At 36.2% G+C, this 22773-nt stretch carries 27 protein-coding genes and 1 other annotated feature; of the genes, 6 read left to right on the top strand and 21 right to left on the bottom strand.

Annotated elements, in window-relative coordinates; genetic code table 11:
• Positions 1-5: 5 nt before the first annotated feature.
• Positions 6-1172 carry a TIGR00375 family protein gene (locus AC4GZ8_RS09260; RefSeq protein WP_491081561.1) on the bottom strand — a complete coding sequence of 389 codons (1167 nt, stop codon included), beginning with the start codon at positions 1170-1172 and terminating at the stop codon, positions 6-8.
• 40 nt (positions 1173-1212) lie between these two features.
• Positions 1213-1764 (bottom strand): NUDIX hydrolase, encoded by a 552-nt coding sequence (locus AC4GZ8_RS09255; protein WP_491081560.1) that lies wholly within the window; start codon positions 1762-1764, stop codon positions 1213-1215.
• A gap of 78 nt (positions 1765-1842) precedes the next feature.
• Between AC4GZ8_RS09255 and mciZ the strand changes: the two genes are divergently transcribed.
• Together mciZ and AC4GZ8_RS09245 are read left to right on the top strand one after the other, a co-directional pair.
• Positions 1843-2016 carry a Z-ring formation inhibitor MciZ gene (gene mciZ, locus AC4GZ8_RS09250; protein WP_491081559.1) on the top strand — a complete coding sequence of 58 codons (174 nt, stop codon included), beginning with the start codon at positions 1843-1845 and terminating at the stop codon, positions 2014-2016.
• 88 nt (positions 2017-2104) lie between these two features.
• Positions 2105-3013: an aldo/keto reductase gene (locus AC4GZ8_RS09245; RefSeq protein WP_491081558.1), complete on the top strand. Its 909-nt coding sequence runs from the start codon at positions 2105-2107 to the stop codon at positions 3011-3013.
• A 48-nt stretch (positions 3014-3061) separates the two neighbouring features.
• Here AC4GZ8_RS09245 and AC4GZ8_RS09240 read toward each other — a convergent pair whose 3' ends face one another.
• Positions 3062-3295 (bottom strand): YqkE family protein, encoded by a 234-nt coding sequence (locus tag AC4GZ8_RS09240; protein WP_491081557.1) that lies wholly within the window; start codon positions 3293-3295, stop codon positions 3062-3064.
• A 375-nt stretch (positions 3296-3670) separates the two neighbouring features.
• On the opposite strand from AC4GZ8_RS09240, the gene AC4GZ8_RS09235 reads away from it, so the two are divergent.
• On the top strand, positions 3671-4576 hold the full coding sequence (locus tag AC4GZ8_RS09235; protein WP_491081556.1) for an alpha/beta hydrolase: 906 nt from the start codon (positions 3671-3673) through the stop codon (positions 4574-4576).
• A 55-nt stretch (positions 4577-4631) separates the two neighbouring features.
• Here the strand turns inward: AC4GZ8_RS09235 and AC4GZ8_RS09230 are convergent, their stop codons facing one another.
• From AC4GZ8_RS09230 to AC4GZ8_RS09210, 5 genes are all read right to left on the bottom strand, one after another.
• Complete coding sequence (locus tag AC4GZ8_RS09230) at positions 4632-4874, bottom strand: DUF2552 family protein (RefSeq protein WP_491081555.1); 243 nt, start codon at positions 4872-4874, stop codon at positions 4632-4634.
• 15 nt (positions 4875-4889) lie between these two features.
• Entirely contained in the window at positions 4890-5213 is a 324-nt protein-coding gene (locus tag AC4GZ8_RS09225) for an iron-sulfur cluster biosynthesis family protein (RefSeq protein ID WP_491081554.1), read from the bottom strand.
• 101 nt (positions 5214-5314) lie between these two features.
• Positions 5315-5647 (bottom strand): YolD-like family protein, encoded by a 333-nt coding sequence (locus AC4GZ8_RS09220; protein WP_491081553.1) that lies wholly within the window; start codon positions 5645-5647, stop codon positions 5315-5317.
• Positions 5648-5672: 25 nt separating this feature from the next.
• On the bottom strand, positions 5673-6329 hold the full coding sequence (locus AC4GZ8_RS09215) for a GDSL-type esterase/lipase family protein (RefSeq protein WP_491081552.1): 657 nt from the start codon (positions 6327-6329) through the stop codon (positions 5673-5675).
• Between the two features lie 132 nt (positions 6330-6461).
• Positions 6462-7724, bottom strand: a complete 1263-nt coding sequence (locus AC4GZ8_RS09210) for a Y-family DNA polymerase (RefSeq protein WP_491081551.1) — start codon at positions 7722-7724, stop codon at positions 6462-6464.
• Between the two features lie 171 nt (positions 7725-7895).
• Here AC4GZ8_RS09210 and AC4GZ8_RS09205 point away from each other — a divergent pair, with 171 nt between their 5' ends.
• Entirely contained in the window at positions 7896-8090 is a 195-nt protein-coding gene (locus AC4GZ8_RS09205; RefSeq protein WP_491081550.1) for a YqzH family protein, read from the top strand.
• A gap of 34 nt (positions 8091-8124) precedes the next feature.
• Here the strand turns inward: AC4GZ8_RS09205 and AC4GZ8_RS09200 are convergent, their stop codons facing one another.
• The 4 genes from AC4GZ8_RS09200 to AC4GZ8_RS09185 form a co-directional block, all read right to left on the bottom strand.
• Positions 8125-9069: a TRM11 family SAM-dependent methyltransferase gene (locus AC4GZ8_RS09200; protein WP_491081549.1), complete on the bottom strand. Its 945-nt coding sequence runs from the start codon at positions 9067-9069 to the stop codon at positions 8125-8127.
• A gap of 27 nt (positions 9070-9096) precedes the next feature.
• Positions 9097-9639 carry a GNAT family N-acetyltransferase gene (locus tag AC4GZ8_RS09195; RefSeq protein ID WP_491081548.1) on the bottom strand — a complete coding sequence of 181 codons (543 nt, stop codon included), beginning with the start codon at positions 9637-9639 and terminating at the stop codon, positions 9097-9099.
• A 103-nt stretch (positions 9640-9742) separates the two neighbouring features.
• The gene (locus tag AC4GZ8_RS09190) at positions 9743-10537 is read right to left on the bottom strand and encodes an SDR family NAD(P)-dependent oxidoreductase (protein ID WP_491081547.1); all 795 of its coding nucleotides are present in this window, start codon (positions 10535-10537) and stop codon (positions 9743-9745) included.
• Between the two features lie 11 nt (positions 10538-10548).
• Entirely contained in the window at positions 10549-11526 is a 978-nt protein-coding gene (locus tag AC4GZ8_RS09185) for an MBL fold metallo-hydrolase (protein WP_491081546.1), read from the bottom strand.
• A gap of 297 nt (positions 11527-11823) precedes the next feature.
• Positions 11824-12033, top strand: a binding site (T-box leader).
• Between the two features lie 41 nt (positions 12034-12074).
• Here AC4GZ8_RS09185 and proC point away from each other — a divergent pair.
• Positions 12075-12917, top strand: a complete 843-nt coding sequence (proC, locus tag AC4GZ8_RS09180) for a pyrroline-5-carboxylate reductase (RefSeq protein ID WP_491081590.1) — start codon at positions 12075-12077, stop codon at positions 12915-12917.
• 32 nt (positions 12918-12949) lie between these two features.
• Here the strand turns inward: proC and AC4GZ8_RS09175 are convergent, their stop codons facing one another.
• From AC4GZ8_RS09175 to rnz, 4 genes are all read right to left on the bottom strand, one after another.
• Positions 12950-13459: a GNAT family N-acetyltransferase gene (locus AC4GZ8_RS09175; protein WP_491081545.1), complete on the bottom strand. Its 510-nt coding sequence runs from the start codon at positions 13457-13459 to the stop codon at positions 12950-12952.
• A gap of 48 nt (positions 13460-13507) precedes the next feature.
• Positions 13508-13801 (bottom strand): antibiotic biosynthesis monooxygenase family protein, encoded by a 294-nt coding sequence (locus AC4GZ8_RS09170; RefSeq protein WP_491081544.1) that lies wholly within the window; start codon positions 13799-13801, stop codon positions 13508-13510.
• A gap of 23 nt (positions 13802-13824) precedes the next feature.
• Positions 13825-14007 (bottom strand): cysteine-rich CWC family protein, encoded by a 183-nt coding sequence (locus AC4GZ8_RS09165; RefSeq protein ID WP_491081543.1) that lies wholly within the window; start codon positions 14005-14007, stop codon positions 13825-13827.
• Positions 14008-14498: 491 nt separating this feature from the next.
• On the bottom strand, positions 14499-15434 hold the full coding sequence (rnz, locus tag AC4GZ8_RS09160) for a ribonuclease Z (RefSeq protein WP_491081542.1): 936 nt from the start codon (positions 15432-15434) through the stop codon (positions 14499-14501).
• Positions 15435-15848: 414 nt separating this feature from the next.
• Here rnz and zwf point away from each other — a divergent pair, with 414 nt between their 5' ends.
• A complete protein-coding gene (zwf, locus tag AC4GZ8_RS09155; protein ID WP_491081541.1) occupies positions 15849-17330 on the top strand; it encodes a glucose-6-phosphate dehydrogenase in 1482 nt (493 codons plus the stop codon).
• Between the two features lie 455 nt (positions 17331-17785).
• On the opposite strand, the gene gnd is transcribed toward zwf, so the two are convergent.
• From gnd to ureG, 5 genes are all read right to left on the bottom strand, one after another.
• The gene (gene gnd, locus AC4GZ8_RS09150; protein WP_491081540.1) at positions 17786-19198 is read right to left on the bottom strand and encodes an NADP-dependent phosphogluconate dehydrogenase; all 1413 of its coding nucleotides are present in this window, start codon (positions 19196-19198) and stop codon (positions 17786-17788) included.
• Positions 19199-19406: 208 nt separating this feature from the next.
• Positions 19407-20648, bottom strand: coding sequence for a DNA polymerase IV (locus AC4GZ8_RS09145; protein ID WP_491081589.1), 1242 nt, complete (start codon positions 20646-20648; stop codon positions 19407-19409).
• A gap of 83 nt (positions 20649-20731) precedes the next feature.
• Complete coding sequence (locus AC4GZ8_RS09140; RefSeq protein WP_491081539.1) at positions 20732-21196, bottom strand: chemotaxis protein CheW; 465 nt, start codon at positions 21194-21196, stop codon at positions 20732-20734.
• 145 nt (positions 21197-21341) lie between these two features.
• A complete protein-coding gene (locus AC4GZ8_RS09135; RefSeq protein WP_491081538.1) occupies positions 21342-22157 on the bottom strand; it encodes an urease accessory protein UreD in 816 nt (271 codons plus the stop codon).
• A complete protein-coding gene (ureG, locus tag AC4GZ8_RS09130; protein ID WP_491081537.1) occupies positions 22154-22771 on the bottom strand; it encodes an urease accessory protein UreG in 618 nt (205 codons plus the stop codon). The genes AC4GZ8_RS09135 and ureG overlap by 4 nt, the downstream gene beginning before the upstream one ends.
• Positions 22772-22773 lie beyond the last annotated feature (2 nt).

Here is a 22773-nt window from a genome sequence, read left to right as displayed (position 1 = left end):
ATCTTTTACATTCCAGTCACTTTCCCGTAAGTTCCACCACCACCTGAGGTAACTTGCAATCGACCTTCTCGAGCTGCAACAATAAAATCCGCTACTTTTTCAGGTAAAACGTCCTGAAGCGCTTGTTTTGGTACCTCATGCAAAATATTCATTTCAGTTCCAAACAGATTCTTTAATTTTTCTAATGTTTTAGGTCCAATTCCCGGTATGAATTGAAGTGGTACTTGATGAATGTATGGAGGGCGAGCATCTTTGTTTATTACACCATTTGCCAACTCCTTTAGCCGGTTTGAAACTCCTTTTGTAAATCTTGTACTACCACATTTCTTACAACTCGTTTGAAGCTTTCCTGGCTTTTCACCACATTTTTCACAGGTGGTTTCATAGTATTTCCCAAGATATGGATTTAACCCATAATTCGCTTCAATTTTACGACCATCTTCTTTTTTTAACACCTTTATCAGTTCTAGGAAGCTTGGTTCTTTCATTTTCAGTTTTTGATATTCTCTTCCAATTTTAGGTAAGGAATGTGCATCTGAATTTGTTATATATGAGTAGTTATGCAGCTCAGCGATTTGATCCGCCATTTTTGTATCAGAGCTTAGCCCCAATTCAACTGCATCAATTAAATCAGCTTCAAAGACTTCGTTTAATGAGCTTGTCACTCCACTTCCATATAAGCTCTTATGCGGAGTAAAGATATGAGCGGGAATAAATAGTCCTTCATGTTGTTTCACAAAGCGCTGGAGTGTTTTCCCATCTTCATAAATCCGTTGAGAGCTAAGAGTTAAGTTTGTTAGCCGGGAGGAAAGCCATGAAGATAATTCCTTCATTTTCTCAAGAGTAGGCATAAAAACTAACACATGGATTGGACCGCTACACGACTTATCGTATATTTCAAGCTCGCTACCTAAGATAAGAGTTGTATTTTGAAAACGAATACCTCCGTCTTTTAATTCCGTGCATTCACCAGAGTCTATAAGATTTTGTAATGTTATAATGATTTCTGGTACATGACAATCAATGATCCCAACCATATCAATTCCTTTATGTTCACTCGCCTCGATTAAAATGTTTTCTAAGGTTAGGTTTTTAGAGGCAGTAATTTTCACTGCTTTTCCAGATCCTGTTTGTCCAATGTGAATATGTAAGTCGGCATAATAACTATTCATTGATGTAACATCCTCTTTCACATCTATTACTTTTTTACATTCATGTTCTTTGGGCTTCCTTTAAGAGTAAATATTGAACGGCATAGGCTGTTTTGGCATCATAGATTCGATTGCTTTTCATCATCTCCTGTGCTTCCTCTAGTGTTACCTCAAGCACTTCTACAAATTCATCTTCATCTAATTCTGCTGCCTCAGTAAGTTTTTCTAAATTTTCAGCAATAAATAAATGAACAAGTTCATCTGCAAAACCAGGTGAAGTATAGAAAGAAATTAGCGGCTTTAAATCAGAGCATGTATAGCCTGTTTCTTCCTCTAGCTCTCTTTTAGCTGTCGTTATTGGCTCTTCTCCCTTTTCTAGCTTTCCTGCCGGTATTTCTACTATTGTTCTCTCTAATGGTTTTCGGTATTGCTCGACCATTAGAATTTTGTTTTCGGACGTGATCGCAATTACTGCTACCGCTCCTGGATGCTTCACAATTTCTCTCGTACTTGTATGCCCATTTGGCAGCTTCACTTCCTCTAAATATAAATCAATGATTCTCCCTTTATAAATTTCCTTTGAAGTTAAGGTTGTTTCTTTTAAATCCCTCATTTTTTCAGCTCCTGTTCTATTAACTTTCTTATCTTCATACATTCTATCATATCTTACTGGAAGGGAATGGTTCCTAGAATGAAAATCTATCGATTAAATAAAGGGATAATTCTAGTCGGAAAAGCGTGGGAAATCCGTACAAAATTAAAGGAATATAGCCGTATATATGGAACGGTCAATGAATGGATTAACAACGAAAACAAGGAATCCATAAAAAAATCCCCACATCCCCATGCTCCAATCCGCAAGTAATGCTACCTTAGTTATCTATTTAGTTGACCTTTGATAAGCTTTATACTACTCTCGATGATAAGAATACTGAATTTGGGAGTGGTGTAGTATGAAAAAAAGACAACTTGGACATTCAGATTTGTTTGTTAGCGAAGTCGGACTTGGCTGTATGTCGCTTGGTACTGAGGAACATCATGCACGTTCACTTATTGACCAAGCCATTGATCTAGGTATTAATTATTTTGATACAGCAGATTTATATGATGCGGGTGTGAACGAAGAACTTGTAGGTAAAGCGATTAAACATCATCGGCATGATATCATTTTAGCAACAAAAGTTGGTAACCGCTGGAAAGAGGATAAAACTGGCTGGACATGGGATCCCTCAAAAACCTATATTATACAGGCAGTCAAAGATAGTCTTAGACGTCTTCAAACCGACTATATTGATCTCTATCAACTACATGGCGGGACGATTGAAGATCACATTGATGAAACGATTGAAGCATTTGAGGAATTAAAACAAGAGGGTGTAATTCGGTATTACGGCATTTCCTCTATTCGCCCTAATGTTATTAAAGAATATGTAAAAAAATCCAACATCGTCTCCATCATGATGCAATATAGCCTCTTAGATCGCCGACCTGAGGAATGGTTTTCGCTTTTAAAAGAACATAATGTTAGCGTGATTGCACGCGGCCCTCTAGCAAAAGGACTTCTCACTGAAAAACCGCTTGAAGAAAAGCTGAAGGCAGAAGGTTACTTATCCTATTCGAGAGAAGAGCTTAAACATCTTCTACCAGAACTTGAGGGTGTTGATTCACCTCATTCAATGACTGAGTTAGCTCTGCAATATTGTTTATTTGATGAGGTTGTTGGGGCAGTTATTCCTGGGGCTAGTAAATTACAACAGTTGATTGAAAATGCTAAAGCCGGATCAGCTGAAAGGCTATCTCCTCAAGTTTATCAGCAGCTTCAAGCTCTTACTAAATTTGAAAAATATGAGCAACATCGTTGAATCTTTTATAGAAAGCGGGGCTGTATGCTCCGCTTTTTATTCTTCAGTCTATTTAAAGTCTTTCCACGATAAAGAACTTTCATTAAATAGCTCTTCAAAGCTCTTATTTTTTTCTCTTTGCTTTCGCTCTGCTATTCTTTTCTGTTCAAGAGCTGCTTCTTTCTCTTCTTGCTCCTTAGTTAAATCCTTTTTAACAGCCTTCAATTGCTCTAACAAATCTCTATTTAAGTGATCAGATACTGAGACTGCTTGATCATCCTTGTTTTTCTTTGATTTTTTCAACTTCGTTGCCTCCTCTTCTCCACTGTCTTTATCAAATTATAGTAAATATATTTATAGAGATTCAAGTATATTCACTTCTGCTATTCATTGTATAATTTTCAAATTATATGCCACTTTAAAAATGTAGAAAGGAGCGATATTTATGGCTAAACAACGTGGTCAAAAAGGAAAACCGAATGCTGACACAACTAATAATAAAATGGCAGCTGAAGAAATGGAAAAAGCTATTCACCCAACCAAAAGACAAAATTCTCCCCAATAATTAAGAAGACAGGCAGCCCTGCTTGTCTTTTTTATTTATATTCTTAGTCTTACTTGGAAGTCTCCTTGTCGTTCATGTAAAATAATGTTGAGGTCATATTAGGAGGTAAACATGTGAAAAAAGTTTTTATTCCGTTCCTTATTCTTCTATCCTATATTTTGTTTATCGGTTTTATCTTCACTAATAAATTGATGTTTATAAAAAAGAAAGATGATAAGGAGATTATTGATCGCGATAGTCTATTTGGACTTTATAACCAACAAGAATATGATGCTCTTGAAAGAAGAGATTTCTCGATTGAATCTAAGTTTGGTTATTCAATAAAGGGCTCTGTTTTTGAACCCTATGCTACGAATAGATATATGATTATTTGCCATGGTGTAACCGTGAATCGACTAAACTCTGTGAAATACATGAATTTATTCCTTCAAAAAGGTTGGAATGTACTTATATACGATCATCGCAGACATGGAGAAAGCGGTGGTAAAACAACCAGTTACGGCCATTATGAAAAATTCGATCTTCAAACAGTTGTTCATTGGTTAAAAAAAGATATTGGAGACTCAATTGTTTTAGGTATCCACGGGGAGTCAATGGGAGCTGTTACAACTCTTCTCTATGCTGGAATGGTTGAAGATGGTGCAGACTTCTACATTGCAGATTGTCCTTTTTCTGAGCTCGAGGCTCAACTGCTTTACCGACTTAAAGTCGAGTTTAACATACCTAGTGTTCTTGTTATGCCAATTGCAAAGCCATTTGTGCGGCTTAGGGACCGCTACTCCATTAAAGGAGTCTCACCCTTACAAGCTATTCCAAATATTAAAAGTCCTGTTTTATTTATTCACAGTAAAGACGATGATTACATACCTGCTGATATGTCTAAATTACTTTATGAAAAGAAAAAAGGAGTTAAGAAGCTATTTATAGCTGAAAAGGGCTCACATGCCATGTCATATGCGGAAAATCGCGAGGAATATTCTAAAGTTATTGATGAATTTTTAGAAGACATAGGATTGTAAAATAACAAGAGGATGACTCAGGACGTTAATACTTTGAGTCATCCTCTTGTTAACGTTAACCTAGGATATCAGAAATATTCTCCATATTTGCTTCCATCCATTGGATAGCTGCATCAATTGTCGGAAATTCTTGTGCCTCAAATGACATTTCATCTTGAAGCAACCATACATCTTTTGTTTCATCATGAACTCCACCTATTGACCAATGCAAAAGGCTATAAGGATGGTTTTCATGTAAAAATGACACCCATGTTTTGTTTAATGCTACGTTTTTTATCGCGGTTAATCGGTCCTTCATCTATATTCAAGCTCCTTACTTTAAAAGTAAACTCATGCGTGGATTTAGAATTTGCGAAGGACTTTTTAACATGAAGCTTTTCGCTGTTTCATTATATGAAATCGTTAGTTGTTCATCCAAAAAGACCATTTTTGTTTTTTCTACTAATAGAGGTACGTGATTTGTTTCGATCCTTATATCACCTTGGTCCTGCTCCTCTACTAACCACAATGCTGTTACACCACTCATTACACATCCGCAGCCATCTGTATCGTATTTTAATTTTAATAATCTCTCGTTATTCTCATTAAGTTTGGGAGTTAACTGTTCTATCGCTTCTTTTGTAAATGTCACTTCCATGATAAATCTCCTTCACAACTTTATGAGCTTAGTTTACCACACACCGTTCATTCTTGCATGAAGATCGTTTCTACTACTTGTATAGAAAAGTAAGACATTCTCTATTTTCGTTTAACATCAACGATAGATAGAAGTGGTAACTCCAGTCTACCTCCAGTTTCTTCATCAACAATACGTAACGTATGCCGAATGGGATCTATATAGTGCACAAACCCTGAGCATGTATGGAGGAAATGGTCTTTATAATAAGTAAAAACAATCTCCATATGTTCCTCCATCGCCATGCAAAGTGTTTCGTTAAATTGCTCTAGCTGTTGTTCATCAAGTACTGGATTTTCTTGGTAAGTATCTTCTTCAGACCAATCTCTCAGCAATTTAACATGTTCGGGGAGCATCATTGATGTCCATTTGATATTCCCTCTATCTCGTATCATGTCTTTACCCCTACCTTCACTAGCACTATTTATTAAATTCTTTTGGATACCCTAATTGAACTAATGTATTTGCAATCTCTTGATATCCAAGATTATTCGGATGAATACGATCTCTTGATAAAAGCTCTTCTTGTCTGCCTTCGAATACCGTATAAATATCAACAACTCGAATCGTTTTGTTGTTATCAAAGCTTCTCAAATGTCGATTAAACAATCTAACCCACTTATCCGCTAATGCGACTTGTGATAACGGATTGTATAAATTAAGTAAATAAATGATAAATGGTACACCACAATCTTTTTTCAGCTCGTGAATCGTCGCCATTATTTTCATCATATTTCTATGACACTCTTTTACTGATTGTACGAGGTCTGTTTGATCTCCTGATTTAATAAAATCTTTACTTGCTTGGATAAGATCATTTCCACAAGCAGAGATCGTGATGATATTGGCACGATTCATTTTCCGATGTAATGGTTCACTTCTTACAATATCTAATACACCACTGCTCTCAATTCCCGATTTTGCAAAGATTTCCGTAAATATTCGTCTATCTAACGTTTTCTCTGTTAATCTCGCGTAGCGACCGACAAATCCGGGTGTTAAAAACGATGCTCCAACTCCTACCGTCAAAGAATCACCCAAAGCTATATATGATAAACACGTCTGATTAATTTCCACATGACCCCTCCCTTAAAACCAATAAGTCTATATACAATATTCAAAAGGAGGGGCATCGCAGCTTTTCCATTATTGAAATAAGCTAAAAGAAAAACTAACGAAAGTATAAACACAAATGCTGTTGTTTTCTTCCTATGCTTTATGGCCTCCAACAAGCTTCGCACGATGCTTCGCTGTTCCAGCAGGAGTATAGGATACAGCGCGTAAGATAGCATCCGAACCATATTTATGGCGAATTGAATCCATGACATACCCAAGCATTCGCTGATTTGTACGGTTTGGCCGAAATAAATCAAGCTGCATTTCACTATCATTCTCAATGTTTGAAAGAGTGATTGAAATTTTTCTCACCGTTTTGTTTGCATAAAATTTCTTAAATAATTGAAGACATGTTTCATAAATATCCATTGTGATATTGGTTGGCTCATCAATTGTTTTAGAACGATAAAACCCGCCTCCAAACTCATCCTGGCTATATCCAATTCCGAGACTAATTGTTCGACCGACCTTTCCATGCTGACGGGCTCTGCGGGCAACCTCTTCACTAATCTCTAATATGACATGCTTTACTTCTTCTGGATCTGGATAATCACGAAGTAAAATTTGGCTTTTTCCAAAGCTGATTTGTCCCTGCATGATCGGAGCACCAATTTCCGATAAGTCCACTCCCCATGCATGATAGTAAAGCTGGTTTCCCATTACCCCAAATTTCTTTTCAAGAAGCTCGAGGGGGTAGTTTGCAAGCTGTCCAACATTAAAAATCCCCATTCGATTTAATGTTTTTTGCACTCTTGATCCAATTCCCCACATTTCACTTAATGGCTCGAGCTTCCAAAGCTTCGTTTTCACATCATCGTATGTCCACTCTGCTACACCTTTCTTTTTTGCTTCAGTATCTAGACAAACTTTAGCTAGCAGCATGTTAGGACCAATGCCAATTGCACTCGGAAGATCAAATTCACGCTCCATATCATCGCGAATTTTATTTGCGATGATTTGTGCATCTCCCCAAATATGTTCAACACCACTTACTTCAATGAAGCTTTCATCCACACTATAAGTATGAATTGCATCCTTTGGCACATAGCGGTGAAACAACCTTGTTAATTCTGTTGAAATCCTGATATACACCCCCATTTTGGGATTCACAATGGTGATACGAGGGTCATTTGGTACTTCAAAGAGCCTTGAGCCTGTTTTAATTCCAAATTCCTTTTTTAATCGTGGAGAAGCTGCTAAGACAATGCTCCCTTGTCGCTCCTTGTCACCTACAACAGCTAAATAACAAGTTAGTGGATCTAATCCAAGTAAAACGGCAGCACAGCTTGCATAAAAGCTTTTCATATCAACGCAAAGAATCTTTCGTTTCGGCAATTGATCGTAGTTTTCAATCATAGCCATTTCCTCCAAAAAGAATATATGTTCGTATTTAATATATTCTTTATACTAAGGGAATATACGTTCGATTTCAATGGTAGTTTTCACCATAAAAGCAACAAAACTATGGTTTGCCAACAATCGAAAAATCCAAGCAAAAATTGTATACTACCGGTAGTGAGGTGGACAATGGAAGACAAAATATTAATAAAAATGCTTAGAAAAAGCTTTCTACAATATGGCCGAAATCTTGACGAAGACCCACTTTCAGAAGAGGATTCCATTTACTTAATCAAAAAAATCCAGGTCGACAAAACCGAAGAAAGTGAATGGTATGAGGTTGTTGAAGATGTTGTTTATAGCTATATAACTAATCAGGAGTAAAAAATAAGAGCCTATGCTTATAGGCTCAAAAATATTAATAACAAACAAGAATTTGTCTTGTAAAGCTCCCTTTTTTAGCAACACATCTATCTGCAATAATAAAACCTGCGCTTTCAATTAAAGAATCAATTGTTTCAATTGTAATAACAACGACTTTTCTGGCAAATTCCCGTGCATTTTGGAGCATTTCCAGCTGTACTTCAGGCTCTAAAACAGAGCAAAGATTATAAGGCATATCAATAATGGCAACATCATAGAGCTCTGTCACATCGCGCATGTCTCTCAAGATAACCTTTCCTTTGTAACCAAAATGAGCAATATTTTCACGAGCAGGCTGGGTAACAAGAGGATTTAAGTCACTTCCTTCGATATCGATCCCCATCGATAATGCTTCTATCATAACAGTTCCGGCTCCACAGCAAGGATCAATAACCTTTTTACCCGTTATTGTTGGAACAGCAATGTTTACAACCGCCCTTGCAACCCGTGTACTTAGAGCTGTCGAATAATGATTAGGCTTTTTTTGATGGAATAACCAAATCGATTCACTTTTTATATAATTTCCAAAAAACCAATGATCTCTTCCCTTTATAACAGCAAATAATAGATCAGGTTTTTGTAAATCAACCTGCCCTGACAATTGTAAGCCAATTTTCCGTTCAATCTTACGTCTTCCTTCAAAACCTATTTTTTGAAGACCAGTAGTATGAGTATGTTCAATGAATATAACTTTAAACGTCTTTTCAACCTTAAATCCACTCACATGCTGAACAAGCTCATCTAAACTATTTGCCTTATAAATCACATCAATTCTTTCTTTGATAAACGGACTTCGGCGAGGATCAATTCGTACGGAGCTTTCCAGTATGTTAGTTTCTGTGTGAAACCCAAATAACGAGCGCATTTCTAATTGACATAAGGAAAGCTCATCTTCATGACATGAAAATGTATAGATGTGAGTTTGTTTCTTTTCAACCAAGCGATTTCCACCTTTATGTTTTCTTTTCTACTTTTGATACTTAGTAATCCCCTGCCATTCGTGAGCTAATATACTCATCTCCCATAGACTCCAATATTGATTCCCTATTTTTCGGCATTCACGGAGTAATCCTTCCTTTTTAAACCCTGCTTTTTCATAGCAGGCGATAGCAGATGTGTTAAAATCAAAAACCCCCAGGCTGACTCGATGCAAATTTAGCTGCTCGAAGGCGATTTTCAACAATTCGCTCACCATCAAATAACCAATTCCTTTTCCACGAACACGCTGATCCCCAATTAATACTTTTCCAACTCGAGCAGATTTATGTTCTCTATCAATATTCGTTAAAGCAATGTGTCCGATCACATCTCCTGTTTCTTTTAATAAAACACTATAAACCAATGTATTTGACATATCAAAATTAGCGTTCTCTATGTACTTTTCAATCTGCTGCTCTGACAAAGGAAAGCGAAAAGTCGGTCCTGCCCATTGAAGAAGAAATTCTGGTGTATTGATCCAACTCATTAATATCGGTATATGGCTACGGTCAAAATAATGTAATTCTATCATAGAAACAACTCCTTTTTCCTAAGTTGTATTATCCCTCTTTCATTATAACTAAAACCTTCATAAAATTAGGGAAAAAGAAAGGACATAATGCGTAGCACTATGCCTATTTCTTAAAAAATGCATTTCCTGCCAGTTTTTCAAACAGCTTCGGCATGATTTGATATAGTGTACTGCCAGCATTCATCCATCCTGGCAAATTAATTTCGCGCCTTGGAGTAAGCATCGAAGCAACAATGATGCGTGCAACCTTATCAGGGTCAAGCATCCAGCGTTCTACATTTTTTACATAACTTCCTTCCCTATCCGCAATATCAAAAAAACTTGTTTTAATCGGACCAGGGTTAACTGAGGTGACAAAAATATTATGATGCTTCACCTCCATGCGAAGGCTGTTTGTAAATCCTAATACTGCATGTTTACTTGCAGAATAAAGGCTTGATTTAGGCGTAGCAATTTTACCGGCTTGTGATCCAATATTAATGATATGCCCTTTTCTTCTTTCCACCATTGCAGGAAGCACCATTTTCGTACTTGCAATTAATCCAAAAACATTTACCTCAAACATGTTCTTCATTTCATCAAGTGAAGAATGTAATACTTCACTAAAAATTCCGAACCCTGCATTATTTACGAGAATATCAATATGTCCAATATCTGATTCGATTAATGAAAATACTCGTTGAATTGAATCAAAATCCTGAACATCTAGTGAATAATAGTAACAGGACACACCATAATCGTTCTTTATACGTTCAGAAAGTTTCGCTAAAAGGTCTTTTCTTCTAGCAAGTAAAACGACATGTGCCCCTTGCTTGGCGCATTCGATTGCAATCTTTTCTCCAATTCCGCTAGAAGCACCTGTAATCGCAACATAGCAGCCTTGTATACGTGAATTCAAATGGATCCCCCTCACCGTTCAGCAGCATAATATAAGTGTGTTTCTTTTGTTTCATCGATTTTAATTTGACCGATTTCATCTAAATAGTCAAGCTGTCCGACAGTTTCTGATATTGTCAACATAAGCTGTTTAACGTAAATAGTAGGAAAAAGTGTTTTGCATACGTCAAAAGCGGTCATAGGTTTATTCTCTAAAAATCCACGTACTATTTCCGCCCTTTCCCTCTGTTTTTTCAAGCGATATGTAATAAGATGATGAGCTTCCGTAATCATTTCTCCATGACCTGGATAAACAGTAGAAAGCGGTAAATCTAATAACCTTGTAAGAGATCGGTTTAGCTGCAATTGTGGTTTTGGCCGATCAATCATATCTTTTACCATCGGAGGCTCTAATAAAGGATTGGGTGAAATATCTTTTAATAAAAGATCTCCTCCGATTAATACTCCGGACTTTTCATGATATAAAACAATATGACTTTGTGCATGACCTGGTGTTTCTAAAACAATCCAACCAGGAAGTCCATCAATTGTCATTCCCTCTCTGATAAAGTACTTCAGCTCACGATTACACGAAAACTTTAATGGTTCGTTTATGGTTCTAATATAAGGAAAAAATACATCGTCTAGTCCAAACTTTAAAAATAAACGATTAAAAAAGTTTGTCTGGTTTTGCATAAATTGTGGATCTTTATTCAACCAAGGTTGAGTAAAGGGATGACCATAGATTGGCAATTCTCGATCAAAGTAATCTAGCATGCCAACATGATCTGGGTGATGGTGTGTAATAATAATTTGCTCAATGTCTTTAAAGGTGAAGCCATAGCTTTTTAACTGCTGTGTGAACGAATGCCATGATTCCTTCGTTTTAGCGCCTGTATCTATCAATGTTAAACGCTCTCCCTTTATGAGATACACATTTACATCACCTACTGGAAAAGGAGTAGGCAATGTGATTTTCATTATTTGTGTTGAATTGGACAATGGATTCATTCACTCAGCTCCAATAATTATATTTAAATAAAGTCTTCCAAATGATCTATTAAGGAAATCGTCAAATAAATTCTATATATGTAAAGAGTAGCCCATTTCGGGCCATGTATCCATAGTGAAATAAACATTAGGAACCCTAATTTCACAATCACGATACTTTTTTGTTATTATATTCAAATAATTCACTGTTCAATACTCTTTAAAAAGCTTGACAATGACCTGTCCATCACTGCATAATGAATAGAAATTTAGTTTAATGTATCGTAATTAAGTCGAAAAATAAATATGCATATTGAATACATAGCGTTGATTAGGAATAGTAGAGAAAATGGCGTAAAAGAGATTGGGGTTCCAGGGCTGAAAGACTCCATTACCAACCATTTTATCGAACCTACCCTAGGAGCTGTTAGGTAAACCTAACCGTATGTCTGCGATAAAGACACTTAAAGCAGGGAGTGTTGATCCACTCCAATCAAGGTGGTACCGCGGAGCCATTCCGTCCTTATATTGTAGGGCAGGATGGCTTTTTATTTTAACTGTAAGGAGTTATCATGATGGAGAAAATTGGTTTTATTGGTGCAGGTTCCATGGCCGAGGCGATAGTGGCAGGACTTATTAAAGGAAAAGTATTTAAAGCCGAGCAAATTACAGTGTTAAATCGTTCAAATTCAGAGAGATTAAATGAATTATCATCAAAATATGGCATTAAAACAACACATGATAAACAAAAATTAGTGGGGGATGCCTCAATTGTTGTTCTAGCTATGAAACCTAAAGATGTAAAAGCAGGACTTGAGGGCGTTCAGCATTTGATCCATGATCAAGTTATCGTTTCTGTATTAGCGGGAATCTCTATTAATACGATTACAAATATACTTGGGAAAGAAGCGGCGATCGTTCGAGCTATGCCTAATACATCTGCTGCTATCCTCAAGTCAGCTACAGCCATCGCTGGTAGTAAAAATGTTACTTCCAGTCAAATGAACAAATGTAAAACCCTTTTTGAAGCGATCGGAATATGTAAAATTGTTGAAGAAAATCAACTTGATGCTGTAACAGGTCTTTCAGGCAGTGGCCCTGCTTATATTTACTATTTGGTAGAAGCAATGGAAAAAGCTGCAGTTGAGGTTGGACTAGATCCATTTGTTGCTCGTGATTTAATTGTCCAAACATTGCTAGGGGCTTCTGAAATGATTGCTGTATCTGACAAGCATCCTTCACAATTAAGAAAAGAAGTAACAAGTCCAAACGGAACAACAGAAGCCGGCATTTCAATACTCAAAGAAAAACAAGTTGAAGAAGCTTTTATTTCATGCATAAAACGTGCTACTGAGAGATCAGAGGAATTAAAGGCAATGTTTTCAGAAGAGCTTATTACATTTAAAAAATAACTTACAGGGAGTGCTTCTAACCGGCACTCCCTTTATTTATCTAAAGTTTTATAATAAAAAATAGTTGCATCAAAATTTCCACTCGAAGAAATAGCATAGTCTGGAATACGGCCTGCTTGAATATAACCTAATGAGGAATAAAGAAAATTAGAAGGATCTCCCTCTCTAGTATCTAACACTAGTAACGATCTCTTTTCTTGCAGTGCCATCTCCTCAGCTACCTCCATAAGAGAACGCCCTATTCCTTTGCGTCGGAAATCGGGATGTGTCATTAATTTAGCAATCTCAGCTCGATGTCGACCATTTGGTTTAGAAGATAACTGCAGTTGAACAGATCCGACGACCATATCATTTATTGTGGCTATAAATAAGAATGTATCATCATCTCCAACATCTTTCCAGTAGGCTTTTGCTTCAGAAAATGATAATGGCGGCAAAAAACCAATAGACGCCCCATCTTCGACTACTTTTATCAACAACTCTGAAAGTCCTTTTATCCATTTATCTGTACCCGTTATTCTATTAATAACGACCTTTTCCATTTCATCAACCTGCTTTCTTCGAGATTTTTGGTAAGACTGAATGATTGCCTAGAGACTTACCTTTACAAAATGCTCGACTGTTGGAAAAGGATCATAATAGTGATGTAAAAGTTGCTTCCATTCCTGATACTCTGCCGATTCCCTAAACCCCTTTGTATGATCCTCAAGCTTTTCCCATTTTACTAAAAGTAAATATTTCCCCTTTTCTTCTAAACAACGTTGTAGTTCATGAGAGATATACCCATCCATCCGAGAAATAATGCGGGACGCCCGGCGAAATTCCTCCTCATATTCTTCTTCCATTCCTTGTTTAACTTGAAGCATGACAGCCTCTAAAATCATAAAACACACTCCTTAAGGAATTCTTACGTTTTTATATCTTTTCCCCGATTTTTTTGAATACATGTTTGACATATACAACGATCCTTTTTTCCTCCCGTAAGGGTCAGAACCTTATCTGGTATTGTTATGTTCATACACCAACAAGTCTGTTTTCCTTCTATTAGATCACAGTGATTTTCACCATGACAAATCGGACATTTATTCATTTTTCAAGCCTTTCTTTGTATTATCATCCCTATATTTTACCATCAAAAATACGAGTTGAATATGATTTCTCTCATCACTTCCCTTGTCTTTTAGGTATGTTTATATACAAATTAGAATTGAATAAATAACAGTCTTTAGCACAAGCTAAGTTTAGTGTTATCAACACTACTTTTAATGTGGAGGGATCAATATTGAATATCCTACTTAGCTTATTGTTTAGATTGTTTTTTGCAGGCCATAAGGCTGCGTATTTATACAGCCGCTTACTCACTAGAGTAAAAAGCATGTTTAACGTACCGGCATTCATATAAGCAAAGATATTCATTGCACTTCTCTTTAACACATTAAACTTCACCAAAAAACAAAACAGGAATAGCAGGTATGTATTCTACTTGGATTCCTGTTTTTATACTTATATTAACTCCTTAAAACAGCAGACTTTAAACTACATGATCAGTCCCTAAAAAGAATCGACATAAGCGACACATTATTAATTGGTACGTCTTTTCGGAATGTCAATTTGCATGAAGTCTGAAGCAATAACAGTAGATGGAAAAACAGACTTCGCTTCTTCTACTAACGCACCAAGCTGTTCAGGTGACTGATACCTTGAACTAATATGGGTTAAGACCAACTTTTTTGCATTTGATGCTTTGGCAATTTTTGCAGCATCTTCAGTAGTAGAATGATAATAGTCATAAGCGAGGTGGTGGTCATCTCTCGCAAAAGTTGCTTCATGAATTAATAAATCAGCATTTTCTGCGAGCTCAAGACTTTTATCTGTAAACCGAGTATCGCCAAGTACAGAAATGACCCTTCCATTTATCGATGGTCCAATAAATTCACTCCCCTGAATAATGGAACCATCCTCTAATCGAACTGTTTCTGCATTTTTAATCTTTTGATAAATTGGTCCTGGTTTAATACCGACCTTTTCTAATTTATCAACAAGTAATGTTCCTGGCAGATCCTTCTCAATTACACGATAACCATATGAATCAATCCCATGCTCAATTTTTTTTGCTCGCACTTGAAAGGATGTATCATCAAAAATGATCCCTTCCTTTACATTCACAAATTTAATTGGGTAAGTCAGGTAGGTGTGACTAACAGATAATGCTGTTTTTACGAATTGCTCCGTTCCTTCTGGTCCATAAATCGTTAAAGGGGTTTCTCCCCCCTGAAAAGAACGACTGCTAATAAGGCCAGGCAAGCCATATATATGATCACCATGCAAATGGGTAATAAAGATTTTTTCAATTTTCCTTGGTTTTATGGATGTATGTAAAATTTGATGTTGAGTTGCTTCCCCACAATCAAATAACCATATTTCATTTCGTTCTTCTAATAATTGAAGAGCAATACTCGTCACATTCCGAGCTTTTGATGGTATTCCTGCACCTGTTCCGAGAAATATCACATTCACTAGTACTTTCCTCCTCCGTAACTTTCTTTAAGCATACACGAAAGCAAAAATTAGCGAAATACACCATTGGTTTATTTTTTTAAGTTTCTTGAAACAAAATCATCACATTATCTTGACCAAATCCATTATTATGTCTAAAATAGACTGAATTATAGAAAGATTTCTACAAAATAGATGCTTAATAGACGATAATTTTTCGTTTATCGTTTATAATAAACTATGTAGAAAGACATTATAGTCTATTATGTTTGATTTAAAGGAGAATAACCTTTAAAATTAAGTATTTGTATAGGAGTATTTTCCAATCAGTATAATAAGAAATTCGATTTTCCTATTTTATTTATTTTTAAATATCGATTTTTCAAAAATGCTGATGAAATAAATAAATGTATTATGACAAAGTGAGGTACGAACGTGATTACACAAGAACATCCTAAATCAGTAATTGTCATCTTTGGAGCAACTGGTGATCTAGCGAAACGAAAATTGTTTCCATCTATTTATCGCCTTGTTCAAAACGAAAAAATCGGAAAAAACTTCGCTGTTGTCGGGGTAGCAAGAAGACCTTGGACGACTGAAGAGTTTCGCAGTAATGTATCTGATTCTATTCAAACATCGATGAAGGAATCAAAAGATTTAGAAGATTTCACTTCCCATTTTTATTACCATCCATTCGATGTCACAAATCCTTCCTCTTACTTAGAGTTAAATGGATTGTTAAATGAGCTTGATGGCACCTATCAAACAGAAGGAAATCGCATCTTTTATTTAGCTATGGCACCAGAATTTTTTGGTACTATTGCTCAAAACCTGAAAAAAGAAGGATTAACTGCTACCCAAGGCTGGAGCAGGCTAGTGATTGAAAAGCCATTTGGACATGATTTACCTTCTGCTCAAAAATTGAATCAAGAAATTCGTGAGGCATTTAACGAAGATCAAATTTATCGTATTGACCATTATTTAGGAAAAGAAATGGTGCAAAACATCGAGGTTATTCGTTTTGCTAATGCTCTATTCGAACCATTATGGAATAATCGCTACATATCTAATATTCAAGTTACATCTAGTGAAGTATTAGGTGTTGAAGACCGTGGCGGCTATTATGAAAAATCAGGTGCTCTTCGCGACATGGTTCAAAACCATATGCTTCAAATGGTTGCATTACTTGCGATGGAGCCACCAATTAAATTAACAACAGATGAAATTAGAAGCGAAAAGGTAAAGGTATTAAGAGCCTTAAGACCAATTAATGACCAACAAGTTGCAGAACATTTTGTGCGAGGTCAATATGGAGCAGGAACGTTTGAAGATAAAGAGTTAATTGGATATCGTGAGGAAAGTAATGTTGATGAGAATTCTGAAACTGAAACATATGTAGCTGGTAAGTTGCTTATCGATAACTTCAGATGGGCTGGGGTTCCTTTCTATATTCGTACCGGGAAACGTATGGCGGCTAAATCAACGAAAATCGTTGTACAATTCAAAGATATTCCAATGAACCTTTATTACAATAAAGGTGAAACAGTGCCTCCTAACTTACTTGTAATTCACATTCAGCCTGAAGAAGGTATTACACTTCAATTGAATGCTAAAAAGGATGAAGCTGATGGCGGTTATTCAAAGCCTGTTAAATTAGATCTTTCTAACAATTTCTTTGATGGAATCAATACACCTGAAGCGTATGAAAAACTTTTATTTGATTGCATGCGTGGCGATGCAACTAACTTTACACACTGGGATGAGGTTGCCCTCTCCTGGAGCTTCGTTGATCCAATTTCAGAAGCGTGGAAAAAGGGCAAAGCAGTACTCGCAACATACCCTTCTGGTTCTATGGGACCTAAAGAAGCTGACGAACTTCTTGAAAAAGACGGAAACCAGTGGTGGCCAGTTAATTAGTTGTTGATCACTTTTACTGGAATCGATATCAAGAAATAAAAGTAACATTCATTATTTATATTGCCGATTGAATCATTTGTATTCAATCGGCTTTTATATGGGCTCTGATGATCAAAAATTGTGCGAATGAGCTCGTCTATTTGCCTCATACAAAATATTTTTAAAAGAATAAACTAGTTAGTGTAAGAAGCAACCCTTATATCTCCTTAACTTGAGCTATCACTGAGTGATAGCTTTTTTCATAATGTTTTTTACTATATCAGCAGTTCTGCTGTTCATCCCTCATATAACGAAGAAATCGGTTGTATATACCACAATAAATTAAAATGGGACATTTTTATACTATAAACTCAAATCATCCTCTTAAAAGGCTTTTTGAAGCTCCATTGCACTACATATATTTTCATAAAAAAGAGACAAAGCCCCCAAAAAGACTTTGTCTCTTTATATAAAAATTATTTTTCCATCCACTCAGTGTGGAATACCCCTTCTTTATCAACACGTTGGTACGTATGAGCACCAAAATAGTCACGTTGAGCTTGAAGAAGATTTGCTGGTAATGTTTCAGTACGGTAGCTATCATAGTAAGCAAGCGCTGATGAGAAGCAAGGTACTGGAACTCCGTTTTCAATCGCAACCGTTAAGATTTGGCGTAATGCACTTTGGTAATTCTCAACGATTTCCTTGAAATAATCATCAAGTAATAGATTCGCCAATTGTGGCTCTTTATCGTATGCATCTTTAATTTTTTGTAGGAAAGCTGCACGGATAATACATCCACCACGGAAGATCATCGCAATATCCCCGTATTTTAGATCCCAGTTATACTCTTCAGACGCTGCTCTCATTTGAGCGAATCCTTGAGCATATGAACAAATCTTACTCATGTATAATGCTTTACGAACTGCTTCGATAAGCTCTTCTTTGTTTCCTTCGTAAGATTTAGCAGATGGTCCTGAAAGGATTTTACTTGCTTTTTGACGCTCCTCTTTCATTGCAGAAATAAAGCGAGCAAAAACAGACTCTGTAATAATCGGAAGTGGCACTCCTAGATCAAGAGCACTCTTACTCGTCCATTTTCCAGTTCCTTTTTGGCCAGCAGTGTCAAGGATAACGTCAACCATAGGTTTACCAGTTTCCTCATCTTTCTTCGTAAAGATATCAGCCGTAATTTCGATTAAGTAGCTGTCAAGCTCACCTTTATTCCATTCAGCAAACACTTCATGAAGTTCATCAGCTGTTAAACCTAATACATTTTTAAGTAAAAAGTATGCTTCAGAAATTAATTGCATATCTCCATACTCAATACCATTATGAACCATTTTTACGTAGTGACCTGCACCATCTGGACCGATGTAAGTACAGCATGGATCACCATTTACTTTTGCAGAAATCGCTTCTAGAATTGGTTGAACTAAGTCAAATGCTTCTTTTTGACCGCCAGGCATAATAGAAGGCCCTTTTAATGCTCCTTCTTCTCCACCAGATACCCCTGTACCTATGAAATGGATTCCACTCTCTGCAAGTTCTTTGTTACGGCGTTGTGTATCTGTATATAATGTGTTACCACCGTCGATTAGAATATCACCTTTATCAAGATGTGGTAAAAGCTGTTCAATTGTAGCATCTGTAGGTACACCAGCTTTAACCATTAATAAAATTTTACGTGGAGTTTCCAATGATTGAACAAATTCTTCAATGCTGTATGTTCCTACCACATTTTTTCCTTTTGCTTCAGTTAAAAATTCTTCTGTTTTTTCAGCTGAACGGTTAAAAACGGATACTGAAAAGCCACGACTCTCAATATTTAATGCTAAGTTCTTCCCCATTACAGCCAAACCAATAACACCAATTTGTTGTTTCGACATTACCTTACGTCCCTTCTAATCCTTTTAGTATGTAAAACTAAACAAATTAATAACTCTTCTATTTTCTTATGATAGCTGTTAAAAAGTTTAGTTTTCCGCCAATAATTGCTAAATTGACACATAATTCGAATTATTTCATTTAACTACAACTTTAAAAATACACATTTTTCTGTAACATTTCAAGTGACTTAACTTATGTAATCGTTTTCTACGTCAAAAAATCTTTATTAAAGCTTGTTCCGGGTGTTGGTAAATCTTTTTTTACTCCTTTCATACCTTTTTTTAAAAGCTGCTCACCATATTTTTGATTAATTTGATCAATAATCGAAAGGATTGGCTCGTCCTTTGCATCCTGTTCAAATGAAAACAAGTCTAATTGCTTAACTGCGTCATCCTTTTCAACTAACTCTTGGCCTGTAACACCCAGCAATCGAATTGGCTCTTCATTCCAATGAGAAAAAAAGAGATCTTCTGCCTCTTGAAGTAAATCTTCTTCTTCCCCGATTGGATTTTGTAACTTTTTACTTCGCGTTATTGTCTTTAAATTCCCATACCGGATCGTGACAAGAACTTTTGTAGCTAATACCTCTTTTCTCTTCATCCGAATGGATACTGACTGACACAGTTTTTTTAAAACCTCTCTTATTTCATTCTCTTTCGTTGTATTTTTAGCTAAAGTCGTAGAGTTTCCAATACTTTTGAAATCGTAAATTGCATTTGGGTTAACCTCTCTATTATCAACACCGTTTGCTTTTTGAATTAACCTCTCTCCGTTAATCCCTAATAGATTTTTCACCTGTACCTCATTAGCATGAGCTAAATCATAAATTGTATGAATCCCAATGGTATTAAGCTTCTCAGCTGTTTTCTCTCCTACTCCATGCATTTCATGAACTGGTAAAGGCCATAATGTGTTTGGTATATCCCTTTTTCTTAAAATCGTAATACCGAGAGGCTTTTTCATATTTGATGCCATTTTAGCTAAAAATTTATTTGGGGCAATCCCAATGCTACATGGCAGCAATAATTCTTCGACTAGCCTCTCTTGGATCAGTTTAGCAATTTCCAAAGGCCGCGAGCCTTCAAAATTGTTTAAATCAATATATCCCTCATCAATAGAAACCGGCTCTACTAAATGTGTGTATTCTCTTAATAATTCAAACATAGCTTGTGAGGCTTTACGGTATCGTTCAAAATTGGGTTTTCGTATGATAAGATCGGGGCATAGTCTACGTGCCTGCCACAGCGGCATTGTGGCTTTTACACCTTTGGCACGTGCCTCATAGCTGCATGTAACGATAATCCCTTTTCTTTCTTCAACATTACCAGCAATCGCTAAAGGCTTTCCTTTCAAAGAAGGATCATATGCCGTTTCTACAGAGGCATAAAAGCTATTCATATCCACATGTAAAATAATTCTACGATTTACAGCTTGCTCCACTGCCCACACCACACTCACAAATTTTTCATTCTTTTCTAGTTTACCATTTTTCTTGAGAGAAATGCTTTTAAAAGAGTTAAAGCCACCAATAGTTATTGGTGGCTCATCATCTCTTCCTTTACTATCGTGAAATTTTCAAGGCTTTCTAATAATAGATTAGGATTGATAATTGTTATTAAACGCTGCTCTAAGCTTGCTACGGCTGAAAAATATTTTGTCGATTGAAATGCACCGATTGCAATTGTTTTTAACTGACTCTCTTGGATATCAATTATTTCTTTTGCATCTTTAACAATAAGGGCTGCTGACATATCATCTGATTGAATAACAATCAATTTTACATCATGATCAATTGTTATATTTTGATGATAAAAGATTTGATAAGTATCAAGAACCGGTATCAATTCTCCCCTTACCTTTACTACACCTTTCATATAATAGGGCATATTAGGAATGATATTTATATCTTCTAGTTTTTCAATCGAAATGACATGTTCAATCGGTAATCCATACTCTTCGTCACCTGTTTGGAAAACCACTACTTTTGAGACATCCATTCTATCATCTCCTCCATCAATACTTGAGGTGAATTCCTAAGACTATCATACTATGAATGTCTAACCATTTAAAGATACTATTTAACATCTAATCTAGTTCCGCAAAGATGGTCATAAAAAGCAAATACTAATATAGAGAAATTATCTACCACTTGCGCCATTCTATCATCTCTTTGTTCTCTAGTTGCTCACGAATCACCTTTTCACAAATAGATAAAGTTATTTCGATGTCTGGTGTGCTAAAAGCTAAAACTCTTATTGATAGTCCATTTGTACTAAGAGTACTAATGCCAAATCGAGAGTGATTTATAGAATTCAAGGCGATTCTTATTTTTTCAATTAATGATTCGTCAACTTGCGGGTGAATCATAAACAGTGTGCCTATATGTGAATAACCCTCAAGCTGCATTAGGTTTTGTAGATTTTCTTCTTCTGGAATGAACAATTGATGATCATACACCTGTAACTCCCCATCAATAAAGATTTTCATTTTAGAAGAAAGCTTCTTATATTGAAATAACTTCCCATCCTCAGACCAGCCTGATGTAATAATATCCGTATAATAAAAAATAGATGTTGACTCCATATACACATTCGTTTGCTGAGAAAACCTTGCATCTTTATAAAGGATTAATGGATCTTGTTTAATATATAATTCGCTGCCAGCTTTTAAAAAGCATTCCATTTCCTGACGAACCCCAAGGTGAAGTGATTTATAAATTTTTGTAGATGCCTGGGTGGTTAATGCTAGTTTGGCCTTTTCTCCAACCACTACCTCTGTTTTGTATGAGTCTCCATCCACATATCCGCCACCAACATGGATAAGCGTTAATAGCGGAAGACCTTCCGGCAAATATGTTGGCCTTGTAATTTTTAGAACTCCATCAAAAAAACTATTGCTTACGACAGAACGATGACCCTTTTTCTCTACCGTTAGCTCAAGGTAGCCTGTGTAGGTCATGCCTCTAGACCAACTAAAAATGCTTCTTTACGGATCCAGTCTATAACGTCCTTTACACCAGTACCATCTTTAAGATTTGTGAAAATATAAGGTCGATCACCTCGAGAAGCTAGAGTGTCTTTGCGCATAACTTCAAGATCTGCTCCAACATAAGGAGCTAAATCAATTTTATTAATAATAAATAGGTCTGATTTAATCATCCCCTGCCCACCTTTACGAGGGATTTTCTCTCCTTGCGCAACATCTATAATATAGATAGAAAAGTCGACCAATTCAGGACTAAAGGTAGCAGCCAAATTATCGCCACCACTTTCCACGAAAATTAAATCAAGGTTTGGATGCCGGTCATTCAATTCATCTATCGCATCAAAATTCATTGAGGCATCCTCACGAATAGCTGTATGGGGACACCCTCCAGTTTCAACACCAATAATGCGATCTTCCGGTAATGCACCATTTTTTATTAAAAATTGAGCATCCTCTTTTGTATAAATGTCATTTGTAATAACGGCAACCTCAAGATCTTTCATAAGCTCTCTTGTTAACTTATCGACTAATAATGTTTTTCCTGCACCTACAGGGCCTCCGATTCCAATACGTATTGGTTCACTCATGT

The organism is Metabacillus sp. RB-C-LZQ-3-1, assembly GCF_058315175.1.
Note: the sequence above shows the minus strand (reverse complement) of the source record. Positions and strands in the feature narration are given on the sequence as shown.